Origin of the sequence: Micromonospora vulcania, from assembly GCF_042658605.1 — a bacterium.
Lineage (GTDB): Bacteria > Actinomycetota > Actinomycetes > Mycobacteriales > Micromonosporaceae > Micromonospora > Micromonospora vulcania.
Window position 1 is genome coordinate 399,350 of record NZ_JBHSQS010000002.1, and the last position, 20,637, is coordinate 419,986.

Sequence of the window (20,637 nt, forward strand, 5' to 3'; positions counted from 1 at the left end):
AGCCCCGCAACCGCGAACGAGAGGTACTCAATGAGTAGGACCGCCCGGGTGGAGCGGATCACCAAGGAGACCAAGGTCCTCGTCGAGATCGACCTCGACGGCACCGGCGCCGCCGAGATCAGCACCGGCGTCGGCTTCTACGACCACATGCTGAACCAGATCGCCCGGCACGGCGGCTACGACCTGACCGTGCGGACCGTGGGCGACCTGGAGATCGACGCGCACCACACGATGGAGGACACCGCGCTGGCCCTGGGTGCGGCGTTCGACCAGGCGCTGGGCGACAAGGCCGGCATCCGGCGGTACGGCTCGGCGACGGTACCGATGGACGAGGTGCTGGTCCGGGCCGCGGTGGACCTGTCCGGCCGACCGTACGTGGTGCACGACGAGCCGGCGCTGGCCCCGTACATCGGGCCGGTCTACCCGACCAGCATGACCCGGCACATCTGGGAGTCGTTCGGCCAGGCGGCGCGGATCACGCTGCACGTCGACGTGCTGCGGGCGGCCCGGCCCGGTGGTCACCCGGATGCGCACCACGTGGTGGAGGCACAGTTCAAGGCCGTCTCCCGGGCGCTGCGTGAGGCCACCGCGATCGATCCCCGGGCGGCCGGCGCGATCCCCAGCACGAAGGGTGCTCTCTGATGGGCGCGGCGTTGCCGACGTTGTTGCTGATCCTGGCCGGGGTGCTGGTGGGCGGCGCCTGGTCGCTCTACCGCCAGGGTGCCTCGCGCGGCGCGATCGTAATCACCGCGCTGCTCGCGGTGCTCGCCACGGTCGGCGGGTTGCTGTGGCTGCTTCCGGGGGAGGGCGCGTGAGCGTGGCGGGGGTGGCGACATGAGCGACGTGGTGGTGCTCGACTACGGCTCGGGCAACCTGCGGTCGGCCGAGCGGGCGCTGGCCGCCGCGGGCGCGCGGGTGCGGGTGACCGACGACCTCGCCGCCGCGGCCGCCGCGGACGGTCTGGTGGTCCCCGGGGTGGGTGCCTTCGCCGCCTGCATGGCCGGGATCGAGGCGCTCGGCGCCGGCCCGGTGATCGCCGAGCGGGTGGCCGCCGGCCGGCCGGTGCTCGGCATCTGCGTGGGCATGCAGGTGCTCTTCGAGCACGGCGAGGAGCACGGGGTGGTGACCAAAGGTCTCGGGCTGCTGCCCGGCCCGGTGACCCGGCTGGCCGCCACCCGGTTGCCGCACATGGGCTGGAACACGGTCCGGGCACCCCGGGAGTCGGTGCTCTTCGCCGGCCTGCCGGAGCAGAGCCGGTTCTACTTCGTGCACTCGTACGCGATGGGTGAGCCGGCCGCGCTGGCTGCCGCCGGCGCGACGGTGACCACGGCGCACCACGACACCGACTTCGTCGCCGCGGTGGAGCACGGCCCGCTCTCGGCGGCCCAGTTCCATCCGGAGAAGTCCGCCGACACCGGTGCCGCGCTGCTGCGCAACTGGCTCGCTACCCTGCCCAGCGGTGACTGAGCGTCGTGGCCGCCGGGCGCCCGACCGGCAGGGGGCACGGTGAGCCGGGAACGGGCCCGCCGTCGGGCGGAACGCGAGGCGGAGCTGGCCCGGGAGCGTGCGGTGCGGCAGCGCCGGGTGGCCCGTCGGCAGCGCCGCCGGGCGCTGGTCCGTCGGTTGACACCGCAGGTACGTCGGCGTCGGTCGGGCCGGCTGGCCCGGTACACCCGGGGCGAGCGGGCGTCGATCGTGCTGCTCACCGGAGCGGCGCTGATTCTGATCTGGTCGTTCGTCGACGATCTGGCGCTGCGCCTCGCGCTGATCGTGCTGCTGCTGCTCGTACTGCCGGCGATCGTGGTGATCGCCCTGGACCGTCGTACCTGATTGAGGAGTAGACGTTGAGCCTCACCCTGTTACCCGCCGTGGACGTCGCCGACGGCCGGGCCGTCCGGCTCGTGCAGGGCGCCGTCGGTAGCGAGAGCATCTACGGTGACCCGTTGGACGCCGCGCTGGCCTGGCAGCGCGACGGCGCCGAGTGGATCCACCTGGTCGACCTCGACGCGGCGTTCGGCCGGGGCACCAACGCGCACCTGCTCGCCGAGGTGGTGCGCCAGCTCGACGTGAAGGTCGAGCTGTCCGGCGGCATCCGCGACGACGAGTCGCTGCGCGCCGCGCTGGGCACCGGGGCGGCCCGGGTGAACATCGGCACCGCGGCCCTGGAGGATCCGGTCTGGTGCGACCGGGTGGTCGGGGAGTACGGCGACCGCGTCGCCATCGGGCTGGACGTACGCGGTCGTACCCTCTCCGCGCGCGGCTGGACCCGCGATGGCGGCGACCTGTACGAGGTGCTGGAGCGCCTGGACAAGGCCGGGGCCAGCCGGTACGTGGTCACCGACATCACCAAGGACGGCACCATGCGCGGGCCGAACCTGGACCTGCTGCGGGAGGTGTGCGACCGCACCGACGCGCCGGTGATCGCCTCCGGCGGCGTGTCCACTCTGGACGACCTGCGGGCGCTGGCCACCCTGGAGTCGGTCGGGGTGGAGGGCGTGATCGCCGGCAAGGCGCTCTACGCGGGCGCCTTCACGGTGGCCGAGGCGCTGCGGACGTTGGCCGAGGCGTGACGGCCACCCGGCTCGGTTCGGGCGGCCCGTGGGAGCAGCGGTACGGCTACTCCCGGGTGGTCCGGGCCGGCGACCGCGCCTGGACGGCCGGCTGCACGGCGACGGTGGACGGCCGGGTGGTGCACGTCGGGGACCCGGCCGCGCAGACCGCGCAGGCGCTGCGGATCGGGCTGACCGCGCTGGCCGAGGTCGGTGCCGAGCCGGGCGACGTGGTCCGGACCCGGATGTACGTGACCGACCGGCGGCACGCCGACGAGGTGGGCCGGGCGCACAACGCGGTGTTCGGGGCGGTCCGCCCGGCGGCGACCCTGGTGGTGGTGGCCGGTCTGCTGGACCCGGAGCACCTGGTCGAGGTGGAGTTGGAGGCGTACCTCCCGGACCACTGAGCCGCTCGGCGGTTCCGGCGGGCCGCTGTACGGCCAGATAAGTTGTGCACAATTGAATTGTGGGCTACGGTTCAGCGGTGACCGATGACCTGGTGCTGCGCCGGCAGGTGTGCTTCGCGCTCTACGCCGCGTCGCGCGCGCTGACCGACGTCTACCGGCCGATCCTCGAAGAGCTCGGGCTGACCTACCCGCAGTACCTGGTGCTGCTGGTGCTCTGGGAGCGTCCGGACGACGCCCCCACGGTCTCCGAGCTGGGCGCTGAGTTGCGGCTCGACTCGGGCACGCTCTCCCCGTTGCTCAAGCGGCTTCAGGGGGCGGGTCTGGTGGTGCGGCAGCGGTCGGCGCGCGACGAGCGGCGGGTCGAGGTGGGCCTCACCGCGCAGGGTCGGGCGCTGCGGCAGCAGGTGGACGACGTGCCGCTGCGGATCGCCCGGGCCACCGGGCTGGGCACCGCCGAGCTGGTGGCGCTGCGCGACACGCTCACCCGGGTCACCGACACCATTCACCGACAGAAGGAGCTGTGACCATCATGCAGGTGCTCTACACCGCGTCCGCCACGGCCAGCGGCGACGGCCGGGACGGCCACGTCGAGACCTCCGACGGCACGTTCACCCTCGACCTGGCCGTGCCGAAGGAGATGGGTGGCGCCGGCGGCGGTGCCAACCCCGAGCAGCTCTTCGCCGCCGGCTACGCGGCCTGCTTCCACGGCGCGCTGCGGCTGGTCGCCCGTCGCGCCAAGGCCGACGTGACCGGCTCGGTCGTCGCCGCCGAGGTGGGCATCGGCCCGAACGGCAGCGGCGGGTTCGGGCTCACCGTGCAGCTCGTCGTCGACCTGCCCGCCGTCCCCCGGGACGCCGCCGAGGGGCTGGTCGAGCAGGCCCACCAGGTCTGCCCGTACTCGAACGCCACCCGGGGCAACATCGACGTCGCGCTGACCGTCCGGGAGACCCTGCCGGCGTGACGTCGCCGACCCAGGCCCCGCCCCCGGACGAGAGGACGACCCACCCCGTGACCAGCAACCGTGAGATCCATCTGGCCAGCCGCCCTTCGGGCTGGCCCGTCGAGGAGAACTTCCGGCTCGTCGAGACCGACGTCCCGACGCCCGGCCCGGGCCAGATCGTGGTCCGCAACCAGTACATGTCGGTCGACCCGTACATGCGGGGGCGGATGGACGACGTCAAGTCGTACGTGCCGCCGTACGCCCTCGACGCCCCGCTCGACGGCGGCGCGATCGGCGAGGTGGTGGCCAGCGAGGCTCCGGAGGTCGCCGTCGGCGACACCGTGCTGCACGGGCTGGGCTGGCGCGAGTACGCGCTGCTCGACGCCACCGGCGCCCGCAAGGTCGACCCGGCTCTCGCCCCGGCCAGCGCCTACCTGAGCGTGCTCGGCATGCCCGGGCTGACCGCGTACGCCGGGCTGCTGGAGGTGGCCGCGATGAAGCCCGGCGAGACGGTCTTCGTCTCCGCCGCGGCCGGCTCGGTGGGCAGCCTGGTCGGCCAGATCGCCAAGCTCAAGGGCGCCGGGCGGGTGATCGGCAGCGCCGGTTCGGCGGCGAAGGTCGAGCGGCTGCGGGCGCTGGGCTTCGACGCCGCCTTCGACTACCACGACGGCCCGGTCCGGGAGTCGTTGCGGGCGGCCGCCCCGGACGGCCTGGACGTCTACTTCGACAACGTCGGCGGTGATCATCTGGAGGCCGCGATCTCGGCGCTGAACGTGCACGGCCGGGTCGCGATCTGCGGCATGATCGCGCAGTACAACGCCACCGAGCCGCCGGCCGCGCCGCGCAACCTGTCGCTGGTCATCGGCAAGCGGCTCACCCTGCGGGGCTTCCTGGTCCGCGACCACAACAACGTGCGTGAGACGTTCGTCCGGGACGTCGCGGGCTGGCTGCGCGAGGGCAGGCTCTCCTACGACGAGACGGTCGTGGACGGCATCGAGAACGCCCCGGCGGCGTTCCTCGGCCTGCTGCGCGGCGAGAACCTGGGCAAGATGCTCGTCCGGGTGTGACCCCTGGACATCGTGCGCGGCGGTCGGCCCGGTCGGGTCGGCCGCCGCGTCACGTGCGGAGGATAGGCTGGCGACATGACGGTGGCGGTGCGGGTGATCCCCTGTCTGGACGTGGACGCGGGGCGGGTGGTCAAGGGGGTCAACTTCCTCGACCTGCGCGACGCCGGTGACCCGGTGGAGCTGGCCGCCGCCTACGACCGGGCCGGCGCGGACGAGCTGACCTTCCTCGACGTCACCGCGTCCTCCAGCGACCGGGGCACCATGCTCGACGTGGTCCGCCGCACCGCCGAGTCGGTGTTCATCCCGCTGACGGTCGGTGGCGGGATCCGGCAGGTCGCCGACGTGGACACCCTGCTGCGCGCCGGCGCGGACAAGGTCGGCGTGAACACCGCCGCGATCGCCCGGCCGGAGCTGATCGCCGAGATCGCCGACCGGTTCGGCCGGCAGGTGCTGGTGCTCTCCCTCGACGTGCGCCGGGCACCGACCGGCAGCACGCCCAGCGGCTTCGAGGTCACCACCCACGGCGGTCGGCGTGGCACCGGGATCGACGCGGTGGACTGGGCGCGGCGGGGCGCCGAGCTGGGTGCGGGGGAGATCCTGCTCAACTCGATGGACGCCGACGGCACCAAGGCGGGCTTCGACCTGGAGTTGATCCGCGCGGTCCGGGCGGTGGTGGACGTGCCCGTGGTGGCCAGCGGCGGCGCCGGCGAGGTGGCGCACTTTCCGCCGGCGATCGGCGCCGGAGCGGACGCGGTGCTGGCCGCCAGCGTCTTTCACTTCGGCGAGCTGACGGTGGGCGAGGTCAAGGACGCGCTGCGCCGCAGCGGTCACCCGGTGCGTTGAGCCCGGTCAGTGGCCGCCGGACTGACCCTCCGGCGAGCGCCGCGGCGTGGGGATCGAGCGGACCACGTACTCCTGGACGGCCGCCGCGTGGTCGGCCTCGTCCAGGCTCCAGTCGGCGCTGCCCGGCTCGTGCCGGCGGGTCAACACGCCCTGCACGGTGTCCACCATGGTCCCCACCCCGGCGCGCGGGCGGGTACGCCAGAGCCGTTCGCCGTCGGCGGTGATCCGGAACCAGCCGTCGGCGACGCTGACCAGCCCGGCGCCGACCAGCCGTCGGACGGCGGCCTCCACCTCGTGCCGTTGCGGAATCGTCTGGTTGAGGTGGTCGGCGGTGGAGAGCACGTCCGTCAGGCGGACCCCCTCCGGTCGACGGCTTGTGGCGGCCCGACGGTGCCGCCCGGCGCCGCTGGCGATCACCAGCGACACGAAGATCCAGGCGTCCGTCCAGCGCCATCCGTTCTCCCCCATGAAGAGATGATGACGGCGAGCGTCGCGGAAGGGAACACCCACCCACCATCCGGCCCGCGTCGACCGTCCCGGCATGGCGCTCGGGCGGACGGTCGGTACGCGCTCAGCCGGCCGGGGCCACCGGACCGACCGTCCCTGGCGCGGCTGCGGCGGGGTCCGGGTCGGGCGTGGCGGTGGCCGGGTCGGGCACCGCGAACATCGGGATGAAGAACTGCGCCAGCGGGCCGATGGCCAGCGCGTACGCGACCGTGCCCAGGCCGACCGTGCCGCCGAGCAGCCAGCCCAGCGCCAGCACGGTGACCTCGATGGCCGTCCGCACCAGCCGGATCGACCAGCCCGGCCGGCGGGCCACGAAGCCGGTCATCAGCCCGTCGCGCGGGCCGGGGCCCAGCCGCGCGCCGAGGTACAGGGCGGTGGCCGCTCCGTTGGCGACGATCCCGGTGACGAGCAGCGCGATCCGGACGCCGAGCGGGCCGCCGGCCGGCAGCAGGGCCAGCGTGGCGTCCACCACCAAGCCGATCACCACCACGTTGCTGACCGTGCCGATGCCGGGTCGCTGCCGCAGCGGGATCCAGAGCAGCAGCACCACGGCGCCGACCACGATGGTGGCCGTGCCGAAGGAGAGCCCGGTCCGTTCGGACAGCCCTTGGTGGAACACGTCCCACGGGTCGAGGCCCAGGTCGGAGCGCACCATGAGAGCCATGCTGACCCCGTAGAGGAGCAGGCCGATGTAGAGCTGACCCAACCGTCGCGCCGGCCGGTAACGCAGATTGCCAAGCAGTGCCATGCATGCCACCCTAGGGTCCAATCCTCCCGGAGGAAGAAGCCAATATCGGAGGAGTGGCATGACTGGTCAGGTGCGGGGAGCCCAATTGGCTCGTCTGCTCGGGCAGTGGCACGCCCTGCCGGGTCGCCGACGCAGCCCGGACTACGCCGCCCTGGCCAGTGCGGTGCGCGGGCTGCTCTCCGACGCCCGGTTGCCGCTGGGCGTCCGGCTGCCGGCCGAGCGGGAGTTGGCCGAGGCGCTGCGGATCAGCCGGACCACGGTCACCGCCGCGTACCGGGCACTGCGCGAGACCGGGCACCTGGCCAGTCGCCGTGGCGCCGGCAGCTGGACGATGCTGCCCGGCACCCACCGGGTGGCCAGCACCGGGCTGTGGACTCCCCTGGACGACCGGGAGATGATCGACCTCGGGGTGGCCGCGCTGGCCGCCCCGCCGCAGCTGCTCGGCGCCGCCCGGGCCGCCACCGAGGACCTGCCCCGCTACCTGGGCGGGGCCGGCTACCACCCGACCGGCATCATCGAGCTGCGCGAGGCGGTGGCCGACGGGTACGCCGCCCGAGGTCTGCCCACCTCGGCCGACCAGATCATGGTCACCAGCGGCACCCAGCACGCACTGGACCTGGTGCTGCGGCTGGCCCTGGCGCCCGGCGGAAACGTGCTGGTCGAGTCGCCGACCTATCCCAACGCGCTCGCCGCGCTGGCCGGCCGACGGGCCCGGATCACCACCCACGGCCTGTCCGTCGACGGCGGCGGCTGGGAACCGGACCTGCTGCTGGGCAGCCTCCGGCAGACCCGGCCCAAGCTGGCGTACCTGATTCCGGAGTTCCAGAACCCGACCGGGCACCTGATGCCGGCCACGCTGCGCGAACGGGTGGTGGCCGCCGCCCACGCCGTCGGCACCGACCTGATCATCGACGAGTCCTTCGTGGACCTGCCGTTGGACGGCACCGAGCTGCCACCGCCGGTCGCCGCGTACGACCGGCACAGCCGGGTGATCAGCATCGGTGGGATGAGCAAGCCGTACTGGGGTGGCCTGCGGATCGGCTGGGTGCGCGCCTCCGCGCCACAGGTGCAGCGGCTGGCCGCCGCACGGGTCGGCGTGGACATGGCCAGCCCGGTGCTCGACCAACTGGTCGCGGTGCACCTGCTCGCCGACGCGGCGGCCATCGTGGCGGACCGCCGCGCCCAGCTCGCCGCCCAGCGCGACGCGCTGCTCGGCGCGCTGGCGGACCGGCTGCCGGACTGGCGGGTCACGGTGCCCCGCGGTGGCGTGACGCTCTGGGCCGAGCTGGACGGCCCGGTCTCCAGCGCACTGGCCCGCGCGGCCGAGGAGGTCGGCGTCCGGCTGGCGCCCGGCCCCCGGTTCGGCCTGGACGGGACGCTGGAGCGTTTCCTGCGGCTGCCGTTCACCCTGCCCGCCGCCGACCTGGTGGAGGCGGTCGGGCGGATCGCGGCGGTCCGCTACGACCTGGACCGCACCGGCCCGCAGCGGTGGCGCGAGCCCACCGTCATCGCCTGAGCCCGACTGCCGCACCGACGCCCCCGCACGCCGGTGGCCCCGCACCCGATCGGGTACGGGGCCACCGACGGTCGACTCAGAGCTCGGCGAGGGTGCCGGCGTACATCTTGTCGATCTCGGCGGCGAAGTTGCTCTCCACGCCGCGCCGCTTGATCTTCAAGGAGGGGGTGATCTCGCCGTCCTCGATGGTGAGGTCGCGCGGCAGGATGGCCACCTTCTTGATGGTCTCCCAGCGGTTGAGCTTGGCGTTGAGCTGGGCGACGTAGTCCTCGACCATCGCCTTGGCCTCCGGGGAGGCGACGATGGCGGAGTAGTCGCGGCCCTCCAGCGGCCCGCCGGCGACCCAGCCCCGGATCGCGTCCGGGTCCAGCGTGACCAGCATCGTGCAGAAGTTGCGGGCCTGCCCCACCACGACCGCCTGCGAGGTGTACGGGCAGATCGCCTTGAACATCCCCTCGATGTGCGAGGGCGCGATGTACTTGCCGCCCGAGGTCTTGACCAGGTCCTTCTTGCGGTCGGTGATCCGCAGGTAGCCCTGCTCGTCGAGGCTGCCGATGTCACCGGTGCGGAAGAAGCCGTCCTCGGTGAACGCTGCGGCGGTCTCCTCCGGCAGGTTGTGGTAGCCGCGCATCACCGGCCGGCCCCGGACCAGGATCTCCCCGTCGGTGTCGATCCGGCACTCCAGATCGCCCATCGCCTGGCCCACCGTGCCGATCCGCAGCCCGGACGGCGGGTTGACGAAGTTGCCGGCGCTGGTCTCGGTCAGGCCGTAGCCCTCGGAGATCGGCAGGTTGGCGGCGGCGAAGAAGGTGGCGATCTCCGGGCTGAGCGGGGCGGCACCGGAGACCAGCACCCGCATCCGGCCGCCCAGGCGGGCCTGGAGCTTGCTGAACACCAGCTTCTCGGCCACCGTGTAGCGCAGCTTCAGCCCGGCCGGTACCGGCTTGCCGGCCTGCTCCAGGGCCACCTTCTCCTTGCCGACCCCGACGCCCCAGGCGAAGATCTTCGCCTTCGCGCCACCGGCGCCCTGTGCGGTGGTCACCGCCCGGTTATAGACCTTCTCGAACACCCGGGGAGCACCGCACATCAGCGTCGGCCGGATCACCGAGAGCAGGTCGACCAGCTTGTCCACCCGGCCGTCCACATAGGTGGGCAGGCCGACGTGGATGGCACCGCAGAGCAGCGTCTTGCCGAACGAGTGGGCCAGCGGCAGCCACAGGTACTGCAGGTCGTCGTCGCGCAGCAGCCCGACCTCGGCCTGCGCCACGGCCTCCCAGCACCAGCCGCCGTGCAGCAGCTCGACGCCCTTCGGTCGGCCCGTGGTGCCGGAGGTGTAGATCAGGGTGGCCAGGTGGTCCGGGCCGATGCCGGCCACCAGCATGTCGATCAGCTCGGGCTCGGCGGCCAGCGCGCGGTTGCCCCGCTCCTCCAGCTCGGCGAGGGTGAGCTGGGGGACCGTCGCGGACGCGTCGGCGGTGCCGTCGAGGAGCACCACGTGGGTCAGCGCGGGCAGGTCGGCACCAGCGATCTTGGCAGCCTGGGCCGGGTTCTCCGCGAACAGCACCTTCGAGGCCGAGTCGGCGATGATGTACGTCGCGTCCGCCGGCTCGGTGGTCGGGTAGACGGTGGTGGTCGACCCGCCGGCACACATGATGCCGAGGTCGGCGATCACCCAGTCCAGCCGGGTGTTGGCGAGGATCGCGACCGGGTCCTCCTGGCCGACGCCCAGGCCGTGCAGGCCGGCGGCGACCGCCTTGGCACGCTGACCGACCTGGTACCAGGTCAGCCACGCGGGCCCCGAGTCGTCGGGGGTCGGGGACGCGAACGCGTGCTGGTCGGGGGTGGCCGCCACGCGCTTGAGGAACATGTCCGGGATGGAACGGTACGGTACATCGAGAGCCATCGCTGTAGCCGCCTTCGGGGGTGGTGGCGTGACGGTCGTCACGTCATAGTGGTTACCGAAGAGTATTGCCTGCCACCGGCCATCGGCTAGTGCTGGTGATCGTCCGGCGGTCCCGTCTCACCAACCGGTACGGCTGGTCAGGCGTACCGGGCGGCCACCAGGGACCAGTCGTAGGTTGCCCGTACCCAGTTGCGCCGGGTGGCCAGCGCGGGGCGCAACCCCTCGTCCCCGCTCGCCAGCAAGGCGTTCTCGGCCGCCAGGTACGCGGCCAACCCCTGGTTGAACCGGTCCGCCGCCGCCCGCAGCGCACCCGCCTCGTCCGTGCCGGCCTCCTGAGCGATCACCGTCACGAGGTTGTGCGCGTCCGGGGCGACCCGGCTCTCCTTGCCGTACGAGAAGACGTCGTTGCACCAGCAGACCAGGTCCACCGCCAGCAGGTCCAGGGCCACCACCGCCGGATCGGCGCCCCGGGCCGGCCCGGGCGGCTCCTCGAACGCCAGGTCGGTCAGCGTGAGGCTGGGATGCACACCGCCGGTGTGCCGCCGCATCTGCACGTACTCCGCCACTTCCGGCACCCGACGGCGCTCCCGGTTGGTCGCCTCCCACAGCAGCGCCAGCAGGTACTCGCGTACCTGGCTGACGAACTGGAGCAGCAGCGCCGGCCGGCCCTGTGCCCGCGTCCGTCGGCACAGGTCGTGCAAGGCGTCGCCGAGCGGGCCGGAGCCGGACGGCGGTGGACCGTAGGGGTCACCGCACCGGTCCAGCACGTCGAGCAGGGCCCCGATCGCCGGTGCCAGTCGGCCCGGGTCGGCGCCCAGGCCGTCCTCGTCGCAGGCGTCGTCCATGACGAAGAGCCAGGAGATCAGGTCGGTGAGCAGCCGCAACCCGTCCACCGGCCCGTCCGGGTACGCCCGGCCGGCAAGGCCGGCCGCGTCCGCCCGTTTCAGCCGGTGGACACGATGTCCGGATTCGATCAGCCCGAACGCGCCCGCCCACTCAATGCTCTCGCTCGCTACCTGATCTGCGGCCTTATGTCGCCTCGCCGCAAAAGGAGGTTCCCGCAGCGCCGAGATCGCGAAACTCCGCATGTTCGCCCCCACTCACGCCGCCCCGGCGCGGAACGGCGCGGTGAAGCGTACGGGAGCAGGGATCGGCCCGTTTCGCTGGGTGTGTCGTTGCCCACAGGGGCTCTGTGACCGTTTCGGTGCAGACAGTTACATGCCCAGGCTGGCGTTCCGTAACTTCCGCGCAGCCGCCACCGGACCGTCCAACTGGACCCGGGCGACCCGCTGCCGGCCGGAGAGGAAGAGGACCAACTCGGCCGGGGCTCCGACCACCCGCAACGGCTCGCCGCCACGTCCGACCGAGATCTTCCCGTACCCGGGCGCCTTCACGTAGAGGTCCGCCGGGAAGCGACGCAGCGTCAGCCGGGCCATCGGGGCGGCCCGCTTCCAGAGCGCGGCCTGCAGGCCGGGCGGCAGGTCGCGCGGCTGCCACCCGGAGCTGGCCCGCCGCACGTCCTCGTGGTGGATGAAGAACTCCAGCGTGTTGGCCAGCTCGTCGGTCAGCGGGTTGCTGACCGGGCTCCACACCGGTGGCCGGCGCACCTGCGCCACCAGCTCCGGATAGGGCCGGTCGGCGAGCCGGCGGCGGACCCGTTCGGCGTACCCGCGCAGCGGCGCCACCATGATCCCGCCGGCCGCGTCCGGCCGGCGCTCGCGCAGCACCAGGTGCGCGGCGAGGTCGCGGGTGGCCCAGCCCTCGTTGATGGTCGGCGCGTCCGGCCCGAGGGCCAGGAGGAGATCGGCCAGCGCCTCGCGCTCGGCTCGGGCGTACCGCGGCATGGCCCGATCGTAGGCCCGCGCACCCACCGGCGCGCGGCGGCGAACGTCGGGGCGTCGGCGCTGTCCACCGCCGTTCGGTGGGTGACGGTCGCCATATCCGATCCGGGTCGGCGGTGCTGGCCCCGACCGGTAAGGATGAGGGAGATAATTGCGGCTTACGGCGGGGGAGAGCGTGGCGAGCAAGACAAGTCGGGATGTTCTCGGCCGAGGCCTGGGGGTCCTGAGGCAGGCGATCCGGGAGCAGCCACGGATCTTCGTGGTCGCCGTGGTCGGCAGCGTGCTGTTCGGCTCGATGGTCATCGTCAGCGCGTACGTGGTCGGCGCGGTCGTCGGCGACGTGGTGGTGCCGGCCATCGGCCGGGGCGAGGTGGCCACCGGCACCCTGGCGCTGGCCGCGGCCGCGCTGTTCGGCATCAGCGTGCTGCGGGTGGTGGGCATCTTCGGCCGCCGGCTCGGCGCCGGCTACATGCAGTACCGCCTCCAGGCCGCCTACCGACGCCGGGTCACCCGCCGTTACCTGGACCTGCCGCTGTCCTGGCACCACCGCAACGCCACCGGCACCCTGTTGTCCAACGCCAACTCGGACGTGGAGGCTGCCTGGTACCCGATCGCGCCGCTGCCCTTCGCGGTCGGCACGTTGGTGATGCTGGTCGGCGCGATCGTCTCGCTGTTCGTCACCGACTGGGCGTTGGCCCTGGTGGGCCTCGCCGTCTTCCCCGCGCTGTTCGCGCTCAACGTGGTCTACTCGCGCCGGATGGCGCCCCGGCAGGCTCGGGCCCAGCGGCTGCGCGCCGAGGTCAGCGGGATCGCCCACGAGAGCTTCGACGGTGCCCTGGTGGTCAAGACGATGGGCCGCGAGGCGCAGGAGACCGCCCGGTTCGCCGGTCGCGCCGGTGAGCTGCGGGACGCGCTGATCTCGGTCGGCCGGCTGCGCGGCGTCTTCGACCCGTTGCTGGAGACACTGCCCAGCCTCGGCACCCTGGCCGTGCTGGTGGTCGGGGCGTACCGGCTGCGCCAGGGCGCGGTCAGCGTCACCGAGCTGGTCAGTGTGGCCTTCCTCTTCACCGTGCTGGCCTTCCCGGTACGGGCCATCGGCTGGGTGCTGGCCGAGTTGCCGCGCAGCGTCGCCGGCTGGGACCGGCTCCGCCGGGTGCTCGACGCCACCGGCGAGATGCCGTACGGGCAGCGGGTGCTCGACGCGGCCACGTCCGGTCCGGCCACGCTCGCCTTCGCCGACGTGCACTTCTCCTACCCGCCGGCCGAGGAGCACCAGCCCGGCGCGCAGGTGCTCGGTGAGGTCGGCTTCACCGTGCCGGCCGGCCGGACGGTGGCACTGGTCGGGCCGACCGGCGCCGGCAAGTCCACCATCGCCTCGCTGGCGGTACGTCTGGTCGACCCGGACAGTGGGGCCGTCGCGCTGGACGGGGTGGACGTGCGCGAGCTGACCGCCGCGTCGCTGGCCGGCACGGTGGCCCTGGTCGCCCAGGTGCCGTTCGTCTTCGACGACACGGTCCGGGCCAACATCGCCCTGGACCGGCCGGGCATCGACGACGAGGCGGTCTGGGCGGCGCTGCGGCTGGCCGAGGCGGACGGGTTCGTCTCGGCGCTCCCGGACGGGCTGGACACCATGGTCGGCGAGCGGGGCACCTCGCTCTCCGGCGGGCAGCGGCAACGGCTGACGCTGGCCCGCGCGCTGGCCGGCCGGCCGCGCCTGCTGGTGCTCGACGACGCGACCAGCGCGGTGGACCCCCGGGTGGAGGCGGCCATCCTGGCCGGGCTGCGCTCGTCGGCGGCCGAGCCGGGGGTGCCGGCCGCGTCGATCCTGGTGGTCGCGTACCGCCGGGCCACCATCGCGCTGGCCGACGAGGTCATCTATGTGGAGCAGGGGCGCGTGGTCGCCCGGGGTACGCACACCGAGCTGCTGGCCACCGTGCCGGGCTACGCCGACCTGGTCACCGCCTACGAGCAGGCCGAGGTCGACCGCGCGCAGGAGCGCCCCTACGAGGACGAGGTCGCGCCGCTGCCCTCGGGCCTGGAAATCGAGGTGGACCGGTGAGCGCGAGGAGTGCAGCGAAGCGGAGCCCCGCAGTCGCGAACGAAAGGCGGGCCCGGTGAGCGCGAGGAGTGCAGCGAAGCGGAGCCCCGCAGTCGCGAACGAAAGGCGGGCCCGGTGAGTACGGACAAGCAGAAGGAGACGGCCGAGACGACCTGGCGGACGCTGCGCCGGGGGTTGGCGCTCTCGCCGGAGCTGCGGATCGGGCTGGCCGGCACGCTGGGCCTGGCGCTGGTCTACATGGTCGGCCGGGTGGCCGTGCCGGTCGCCGTGCAGCAGGGCATCGACCGCGGCATCGTCGGCGGTCTGGATCTGAACGTGGTCTGGTCGGTGGTGGCGATCACCGCGGCGATCCTCACGGTCACCACGCTCTGCGGCTACCTGATGATGCGCCGACTGTTCACGGTCAGCGAGACGGCGCTGGCCAACGTGCGGACCAGGGCGTTCCGGCACGTGCACGACCTGTCGATGCTGCACCAGCAGTCGGAGCGGCGTGGCTCGCTGGTCTCCCGGGTGACCAGCGACGTCGACCAGATCACCCAGTTCCTCCAGTGGGGCGGGGTGATCCTGCTGGTCAACCTGGGCCAGTTGGTGGTCACCACGGCCGTCATGTTGGCGTACTCCTGGCAGTTGACCCTGGTCGTGTTGGCCGCGTTCCTGCCGGCGGTGCTGGTGATCCGGCGGTTGCAACGTCGCCTCGGCGCGGCGTACGCGACGGTGCGCCAGCGCACCGGCACGCTGCTCGGCGCGATCGGCGAGAGCGTGGTGGGTGCGCCGGTGATCCGGGCGTACGGCATCGCGGGGCGCACCGCGCGGCGGCTGGACGACGCCATCGACAACCAGCGGCTGGCGCAGCAGCGGGCGATCCGGATCAGCATCGTGGGCAGCTCGGTCGGCGAGTTGGCCGCCGGGTTGGCGCTGGCCGGCGTGGTGGTGCTCGGGGTGACCCTGGGGGTCGACGGCACGCTGTCGATCGGCCAGCTGACCGCGTTCCTGTTCCTGGTGACGCTCTTCATCCAGCCGGTGCAGATCGCCACCGAGGTGCTCAACGAGGCGCAGAACGCGATCGCCGGCTGGCGTCGGGTGCTGGACGTGCTGGACGTCGCCCCGGACGTGGCCGACCCGGGTGAGCAGGGGCGGGAGCTGCCGGGTGGTCCGTTGGACATCCGGTTCGCCGGGGTGCGGTTCGCGTACCCGGGTGGTCCGCCGGTGCTGCACGACATCGACCTGGACATCCCGGCGAAGAGCCGGGTGGCGGTGGTCGGCGAGACGGGCAGCGGCAAGACCACCTTCGCCAAGCTGCTCACCCGACTGATGGACCCGTCGGCGGGCGCGGTGCTGCTGTCCGGCGTACCGCTGGCGGAGGTCCGGTTCGACTCGCTGCGCTCCCGGGTGGTGATGGTGCCGCAGGACGGGTTCCTCTTCGACGCGACGGTGGGGGACAACGTCCGGTTCGCGCGCCCGGACCTGACCGACGAGCAGCTCACCGCGGCCTTCGTCGAGCTGGGTCTGGCGGATTGGCTGGACGGCCTGCCGGCGGGTCTGGACACGCCGGTCGGTGAGCGCGGTGAGGCGCTCAGCGTCGGTGAGCGGCAGTTGGTCGCGCTGGCTCGGGCGTACGTGGCCGACCCGGACCTGCTGGTGCTGGACGAGGCGACCAGTGCCGTGGACCCGGCGACCGAGGTGCGGTTGCAGCGGACCCTGGACGCGGTCACCCGGGGACGGACCACGCTGGCCATCGCCCACCGGCTCTCCACCGCGCAGGCTGCCGACGAGGTGATCGTGGTGGACCGGGGGCGGGTCGTGCAGCGTGGCTCGCACGACGAGCTGGTTCGCGACGCGGACTCGGTGTACGGCCTGCTGTACGCCTCCTGGTTGGAGCAGACCCGGTGACTCCAGCTGTGCCGGGAGGTGGACGCGGCCGGGCTGGGTGCTCTACGCTCCGGGTTAGGTAAGCCTAACCTCTTGAGGAGGTCGTGCCCATGCGGCCCAGCCCCGCCGAGATCGTTCGTACCCTCGTCGCCGGCCGGCTGCCCGGTCTCGTCCACCTGGCTCATCGGCCGGGCCCGCACCACGCCCGGCACGTGACCGACCCGGACGGGCGGGTGCTGCTGCTGGTCCCGGTGGCCAGCCACCTGGCCGCCGCGCTGCAGCCGGCCAGTGGCGCCGCCGACGTCGCTGTGGTGCTCGACGTACTCGACCTGCCGCCCGCCGCCGGCGCGCCCAGCCTGGGCCGGGCCTGGGTCTCCGGCTGGGCGGCCGAGTTGCACGGCGCCGAGGCCCGTGGCGCGGCGGTGGACTTCGCCACCGTGGAGCCGACGGGTGACCTACTCGACCTGGGCACCCGGTTCCGGCTGTTCCGCTTCGAGGTGGTCGAGGTCCGTTGGGAGCGGGCCGGCGCCGTGCATCGGATCGACCCGGGAGAGTACGCCGAGGCCGAGCCGGACCCGGTGCACCCGGCCGAGGCGCGGCTGCTCGCCGACCTCGCCGAGCACGACCCCGCCGAGGTGACCGACTACCTGCGCCGGCAGCTCGGGTTGACCGAGCAGACCCCGGACGGGCCGCCCCGAGTGGTGCGCATCGACCGTCACGGCCTGGTGGTCGTCCTCGGTCGCCCCGGCGCCCGGCGCCGAATCCGGCTGGCCTTCCCACACCCGCTGGCCGACCCAGCCGACCTGACCCGCCTGCTCACCCCGTCCCGCCACCCAGCCAGCGTCCCCCCACCCCGCTAACCCGCACCCCACCTCGCGCCGCGCTTCGCGCCCCTCGCGCCGCGCCCCTCGCGCCGCGCCCCTCGCGCCGCGCCCCTCGCGCCGCGCGCCGCGCGCCGTGCTCCGCGCCCCTCGCGCTGTGCTCCGCCCCCCGCCGCGTCGATCTAGGGCATATCGCTGCTTGTTGATCTCCATCCGCAGCGATATGCCCTAGATCGACGCGGCGGGGCGTGCGGGGCGTGCGGGGCGTGCGGGGCGTGTTGCGGCGGCGCGTGCCGGCGTAGCGTCCTGGCCCCCCGCCGCGTCGATCTAGGGAAAATCGCTGCTTGTTGATCTCCATCCGCAGCGATATGCCCTAGATCGACGCGGCGGAGCGGGGCGGCGCGGCGCGCCGGCGCGGCGGGGCGCGGCGGGGCGGGGCGGGGCGGGGCGTGCCGTGGCGGGGTGTGCCGTGGGGGCTTGGTGTGGGATGGGGTGGGGGTTTTAGGTTGGTAGGGGGCCCGTTAGGTAGCGCTGGATGGTGGGGCCGATCGCGGCGACCAGGACCTCCGGGTCGGCGGAGGCGACTGGTTCCAGGCGTACCACGTGTCGCATCATGGCCAGCCCGATCATCTGGGTGGCCACCAGTGATCCGCGCAGCGGCAGTTGGCCGGGATCGACGTCGAGGTTTTCGAGCACCCGGCGCAGCACCTGCGTGGTGACGAACTCGCGCAGCAGCCGAGCGGTCCACTCGTTGGACACCGCCGAGCGCAGCAGTGCCTGCGCGGCCGCCCCGGCCGGCGAGTCCCAGACGGCGAGGAAGGCGCGTACCAGCCGTTCGCCGGTGCCGTCCGGGTCGCCCAGGAGCACCTTCGGCACCATCTCGCCCGGGTCGATCGGCGCGTTCATCGCGGCGAGGAAGAGTTGGTCCTTGCTGCCGAAGTAGTGGTGCACCAGCGCCGGGTCGACCCCGGCGGTGGCGGCGATGGCGCGGATCGAGGCGGCGTCGAAGCCGCGCTCGGCGAACGCCGTACGCGCAGCATCGAGGATCGCCTCCCGGGTGTCCGGGTTGCCGGGTCGCCGGCCCGTCCGCCGCGTCATCGCCGCCCTTCGTCCGTCCACCGTGGCCCGGTCGGCCCGGGCGCCACGGTCAGCCGCTGCGCCGACGCAGGGTGGCCGCCGCGAGCACCAGCGCCAGCACCACGGCACCGATCACCACCGCCACGTCCCGCCACATCCGGCCGGTCGGTTCGGCGTGGGCGCCGACCTCCTGCAACGCCTCGATGGCGTACGACAGGGGGAACGCGTCGCTGAGCGCCTGGAGCCAGCCGGCCATCTGGTCGCGGGCCACGAACAGGCCACAGAGCAGCAGTTGCGGGACCACCACGACCGGCAGGAACTGTACTGCCTGGAACTCGGTGCGGGCGAAGGCGCTGCAGAACAGGCCGAGGGCGACGCCGAGCACCGCGTCGATCACCGCGATGCCGATCACCAGCCCGCTGCTGCCGACGGTGGACAGGTCAAAGATCCAGTACGCGACACCGGCGGCGACCGCGGCCTGCACGGCGGCGGCCAGCCCGAACGCGATTCCGTAGCCGAAGAGCAGGTCGAGCTTGCCCAGCGGGGTGGTGAGCAGCCGTTCCAGGGTGCCGGAGGTGCGCTCGCGGAGCATCGCGATGCTGGTCACCAGGAACATGATCACGAAGGGGAAGATGCCGAGCATCACCAGCGCGATCCGGTCGAACGTCGACGGCTGGCCCGGCGGGGTCGGCTGGTCGGCGTACATGAAGTAGACCAGGGTCAGCAGGGCGGCCGGCACCACGACCAGCAGCGCGATGGTGCGCCGGTCGTGCCGGAGTTGGCGCAGGATGCGGCCCGTGGTGGCCGCCAGGATCCGCGGGTTCACGCCGAGGCCTCCCGTCCGGCCGTCACGTCGACGTCGGTGGGACCCGCCTCGCCGGCCCGGATGAGTCGCAGGAACGCCTCGTCGAGGTCGTCCACGCCGGCGGCCGCGCGGATCGCGGCCGGACTGTCGTCGGCGATCAACCGCCCCTCCCGGATGAGCAGCAGCCGGTCGCAGCGGGCCGCCTCGTCCATCACATGGCTGGACACCAGCAGCGTGGTGCCGGCGGCGGCCATCGCGTGGAAGCGGGCCCACAGGTCGGCCCGCAGCACCGGGTCCTGACCGACCGTCGGCTCGTCGAGGATGACCAGCTCCGGCTCACCGACCAGGGCGCAGGCCAGGGACGCCCGGCTGCGCTGGCCGCCGGAGAGGGTGGCGACCAGTTGGCCGGCCGCCGAGGCCAGTCCGACGTCGGTGACCGCCTGGTCGGCCTCGGCGCGACCGCGCCCGTACAGGGCCGCGAAGTACCGGGCGTTCTCCCGCACGGTCAGGTCGGCGTAGACGCTCGGCGCCTGGGTCAGGTAGCCCACCTGGTGGCGCAGCGCGGGCGAGCCGGCCGGTTGACCCAGCACGGTGACCGTGCCGCCGGTGACCACCTGCACACCGACCACCGCGCGCATGAACGTCGTCTTGCCGCTGCCACTGGGACCGAGCAGCCCGGTGACCGCACCGCGCGGGACGGTGCAGCTGATGCCGTGCAGCACCCGCCGCCCGCCCCGGTCGACGACCAGGTCGCGGACGGCTATCGCGTCGTCCATCACACACCTCCAGAGAAACTCATCATCCGTTGAACTCAACGCTAGATGAGATACCCGCCTCGGCGCAACGGTTGACTTCGAGCACCCTCGAACTGGAAGCCTGGACGCGTGAACGTCAGCACCAGAGAGATGACCATCACTGTCGGTGAGGCCGCCGAGCGGGTCGGCCTGACCACCTACACGCTGCGCTGGTACGAGCAGGAGGGTCTGGTCGCCCCGGTGGGGCGCGACTCCGCCGGCCGTCGGCGCTACACCGCCGGCGACGTCGACTGGCTGTTCCTGCTCACCCGGCTGCGCCGCACCGGAATGCCGGTACGGGACATGCGCCGCTACGCGGAGCTGGCCCGGCAGGGCGATCGCACCCTCGGTGCCCGACGGGCGCTGTTCGAGGCGCACCGGGCACGGGTGCTGAGCCGGATCGCCGATCTGGAGGAGGACCTCACCGTGCTCAACCGCAAGATCGACGCCTACCGGCGCGCCGAGGGGGAGTGCGGCTGACCGCCGTGGCGAAAGGTACCCCGAGGCAGCAATGAGATTCCTCGGGCAGTAGCCTCCGGACCGGACACCGCGTCCGGCAACGGGCATTGCGCACTCATCGGACGTACGGCACGATGGCGCGGTGGGTCACGCTCCGCTACCGGACAGTGGGTTTCTCGACGACTGGGCCGCGCGGTTGCGACAGGCCGCCGAGCGGCCGGTCGTCGGCATCCTGCTGCGCGGCAGCCACGCCCGACGGGCCGCCACCGCGCACAGCGACGTCGACCTCGACGTGCTCGTCGGCGGCGCGCCGTACGCCGCCCGCCGGGCTTATCTGGCCGAGTCCGAGGGCCGGCTCACCCACGTCTCGGTGGCCGCCCGGGACGTCCGCTCCTGGGTGCACCGCCTCGGCGAGCCGGCCGACTGGGCGTT

Annotated in this window: 23 protein-coding genes; 15 read left to right on the top strand and 8 right to left on the bottom strand. The window is 73.2% G+C overall.

The genetic code is table 11. The annotated features are described in order from the left end of the window. The first annotated feature begins 30 nt into the window (after nt 1–30). The 10 genes from hisB (at nt 31) to hisF (ending at nt 5,806) form a co-directional block, all read left to right on the top strand. On the top strand, nt 31–642 hold the full coding sequence (hisB, locus tag ACFQGL_RS04445; RefSeq protein WP_377505681.1) for an imidazoleglycerol-phosphate dehydratase HisB: 612 nt from the start codon (nt 31–33) through the stop codon (nt 640–642). Continuing rightward, complete coding sequence (locus ACFQGL_RS04450; RefSeq protein WP_377505684.1) at nt 642–815, top strand: hypothetical protein; 174 nt, start codon at nt 642–644, stop codon at nt 813–815. The genes hisB and ACFQGL_RS04450 overlap by 1 nt, the downstream gene beginning before the upstream one ends. Nucleotides 816–834: 19 nt before the next feature. Further along, nucleotides 835–1,467, top strand: coding sequence for an imidazole glycerol phosphate synthase subunit HisH (hisH, locus tag ACFQGL_RS04455; RefSeq protein ID WP_377505686.1), 633 nt, complete (start codon nt 835–837; stop codon nt 1,465–1,467). Nucleotides 1,468–1,506: 39 nt separating this feature from the next. Further along, on the top strand, nt 1,507–1,830 hold the full coding sequence (locus tag ACFQGL_RS04460) for a hypothetical protein (protein ID WP_377505689.1): 324 nt from the start codon (nt 1,507–1,509) through the stop codon (nt 1,828–1,830). A gap of 14 nt (nt 1,831–1,844) precedes the next feature. Then, nucleotides 1,845–2,570: a bifunctional 1-(5-phosphoribosyl)-5-((5-phosphoribosylamino)methylideneamino)imidazole-4-carboxamide isomerase/phosphoribosylanthranilate isomerase PriA gene (gene priA, locus ACFQGL_RS04465; RefSeq protein WP_377505692.1), complete on the top strand. Its 726-nt coding sequence runs from the start codon at nt 1,845–1,847 to the stop codon at nt 2,568–2,570. Next, on the top strand, nt 2,567–2,956 hold the full coding sequence (locus tag ACFQGL_RS04470) for a RidA family protein (protein ID WP_377505695.1): 390 nt from the start codon (nt 2,567–2,569) through the stop codon (nt 2,954–2,956). Before priA ends, ACFQGL_RS04470 begins: the two co-directional genes overlap by 4 nt. Nucleotides 2,957–3,033: 77 nt before the next feature. Then, on the top strand, nt 3,034–3,480 hold the full coding sequence (locus tag ACFQGL_RS04475) for a MarR family winged helix-turn-helix transcriptional regulator (RefSeq protein ID WP_377505698.1): 447 nt from the start codon (nt 3,034–3,036) through the stop codon (nt 3,478–3,480). Nucleotides 3,481–3,485: 5 nt separating this feature from the next. Continuing rightward, nucleotides 3,486–3,917 (top strand): organic hydroperoxide resistance protein, encoded by a 432-nt coding sequence (locus tag ACFQGL_RS04480; protein WP_377506026.1) that lies wholly within the window; start codon nt 3,486–3,488, stop codon nt 3,915–3,917. A gap of 47 nt (nt 3,918–3,964) precedes the next feature. After that, on the top strand, nt 3,965–4,963 hold the full coding sequence (locus ACFQGL_RS04485) for an NADP-dependent oxidoreductase (protein ID WP_377505702.1): 999 nt from the start codon (nt 3,965–3,967) through the stop codon (nt 4,961–4,963). Nucleotides 4,964–5,038: 75 nt separating this feature from the next. Beyond that, nucleotides 5,039–5,806, top strand: a complete 768-nt coding sequence (gene hisF, locus ACFQGL_RS04490) for an imidazole glycerol phosphate synthase subunit HisF (protein ID WP_377505705.1) — start codon at nt 5,039–5,041, stop codon at nt 5,804–5,806. Nucleotides 5,807–5,812: 6 nt separating this feature from the next. On the opposite strand, the gene ACFQGL_RS04495 is transcribed toward hisF, so the two are convergent. Together ACFQGL_RS04495 and yczE are read right to left on the bottom strand one after the other, a co-directional pair. Continuing rightward, nucleotides 5,813–6,274, bottom strand: a complete 462-nt coding sequence (locus ACFQGL_RS04495) for a hypothetical protein (RefSeq protein ID WP_377505708.1) — start codon at nt 6,272–6,274, stop codon at nt 5,813–5,815. Between the two features lie 103 nt (nt 6,275–6,377). Then, nucleotides 6,378–7,061: a membrane protein YczE gene (gene yczE / locus ACFQGL_RS04500; protein ID WP_377505711.1), complete on the bottom strand. Its 684-nt coding sequence runs from the start codon at nt 7,059–7,061 to the stop codon at nt 6,378–6,380. 58 nt (nt 7,062–7,119) lie between these two features. On the opposite strand from yczE, the gene yczR reads away from it, so the two are divergent. Further along, entirely contained in the window at nt 7,120–8,577 is a 1,458-nt protein-coding gene (gene yczR / locus ACFQGL_RS04505) for a MocR-like transcription factor YczR (RefSeq protein WP_377505714.1), read from the top strand. Between the two features lie 76 nt (nt 8,578–8,653). Here the strand turns inward: yczR and ACFQGL_RS04510 are convergent, their stop codons facing one another. The 3 genes from ACFQGL_RS04510 to ACFQGL_RS04520 all read right to left on the bottom strand — a co-directional run bounded on the left by ACFQGL_RS04510 (nt 8,654) and on the right by ACFQGL_RS04520 (nt 12,324). Then, a complete protein-coding gene (locus tag ACFQGL_RS04510) occupies nt 8,654–10,480 on the bottom strand; it encodes an AMP-dependent synthetase/ligase (protein WP_377505717.1) in 1,827 nt (608 codons plus the stop codon). 137 nt (nt 10,481–10,617) lie between these two features. Beyond that, the gene (locus tag ACFQGL_RS04515) at nt 10,618–11,373 is read right to left on the bottom strand and encodes a terpene synthase family protein (protein ID WP_377505720.1); all 756 of its coding nucleotides are present in this window, start codon (nt 11,371–11,373) and stop codon (nt 10,618–10,620) included. Nucleotides 11,374–11,694: 321 nt separating this feature from the next. Then, nucleotides 11,695–12,324 carry a TIGR03085 family metal-binding protein gene (locus ACFQGL_RS04520; protein ID WP_377505723.1) on the bottom strand — a complete coding sequence of 210 codons (630 nt, stop codon included), beginning with the start codon at nt 12,322–12,324 and terminating at the stop codon, nt 11,695–11,697. 172 nt (nt 12,325–12,496) lie between these two features. Here ACFQGL_RS04520 and ACFQGL_RS04525 point away from each other — a divergent pair, with 172 nt between their 5' ends. The 3 genes from ACFQGL_RS04525 to ACFQGL_RS04535 all read left to right on the top strand — a co-directional run bounded on the left by ACFQGL_RS04525 (nt 12,497) and on the right by ACFQGL_RS04535 (nt 17,109). Beyond that, nucleotides 12,497–14,380 carry an ABC transporter ATP-binding protein gene (locus tag ACFQGL_RS04525; RefSeq protein WP_377505726.1) on the top strand — a complete coding sequence of 628 codons (1,884 nt, stop codon included), beginning with the start codon at nt 12,497–12,499 and terminating at the stop codon, nt 14,378–14,380. 114 nt (nt 14,381–14,494) lie between these two features. Then, nucleotides 14,495–16,270 (top strand): ABC transporter ATP-binding protein, encoded by a 1,776-nt coding sequence (locus tag ACFQGL_RS04530; RefSeq protein ID WP_377505729.1) that lies wholly within the window; start codon nt 14,495–14,497, stop codon nt 16,268–16,270. An 89-nt stretch (nt 16,271–16,359) separates the two neighbouring features. After that, on the top strand, nt 16,360–17,109 hold the full coding sequence (locus ACFQGL_RS04535) for a DUF2470 domain-containing protein (RefSeq protein WP_377505732.1): 750 nt from the start codon (nt 16,360–16,362) through the stop codon (nt 17,107–17,109). Between the two features lie 462 nt (nt 17,110–17,571). Here the strand turns inward: ACFQGL_RS04535 and ACFQGL_RS04540 are convergent, their stop codons facing one another. The 3 genes from ACFQGL_RS04540 to ACFQGL_RS04550 are packed head-to-tail and all read right to left on the bottom strand — an operon-like array spanning nt 17,572 to nt 19,728. Continuing rightward, nucleotides 17,572–18,168, bottom strand: a complete 597-nt coding sequence (locus tag ACFQGL_RS04540; protein ID WP_377505735.1) for a TetR/AcrR family transcriptional regulator — start codon at nt 18,166–18,168, stop codon at nt 17,572–17,574. Between the two features lie 49 nt (nt 18,169–18,217). Beyond that, nucleotides 18,218–18,973, bottom strand: a complete 756-nt coding sequence (locus tag ACFQGL_RS04545) for an ABC transporter permease (protein WP_377505738.1) — start codon at nt 18,971–18,973, stop codon at nt 18,218–18,220. Then, complete coding sequence (locus ACFQGL_RS04550; RefSeq protein ID WP_377505741.1) at nt 18,970–19,728, bottom strand: ABC transporter ATP-binding protein; 759 nt, start codon at nt 19,726–19,728, stop codon at nt 18,970–18,972. The genes ACFQGL_RS04545 and ACFQGL_RS04550 overlap by 4 nt, the downstream gene beginning before the upstream one ends. 129 nt (nt 19,729–19,857) lie before the next feature. Between ACFQGL_RS04550 and ACFQGL_RS04555 the strand changes: the two genes are divergently transcribed. Then, nucleotides 19,858–20,226 carry a MerR family transcriptional regulator gene (locus ACFQGL_RS04555; protein ID WP_377505744.1) on the top strand — a complete coding sequence of 123 codons (369 nt, stop codon included), beginning with the start codon at nt 19,858–19,860 and terminating at the stop codon, nt 20,224–20,226. Nucleotides 20,227–20,637 lie beyond the last annotated feature (411 nt).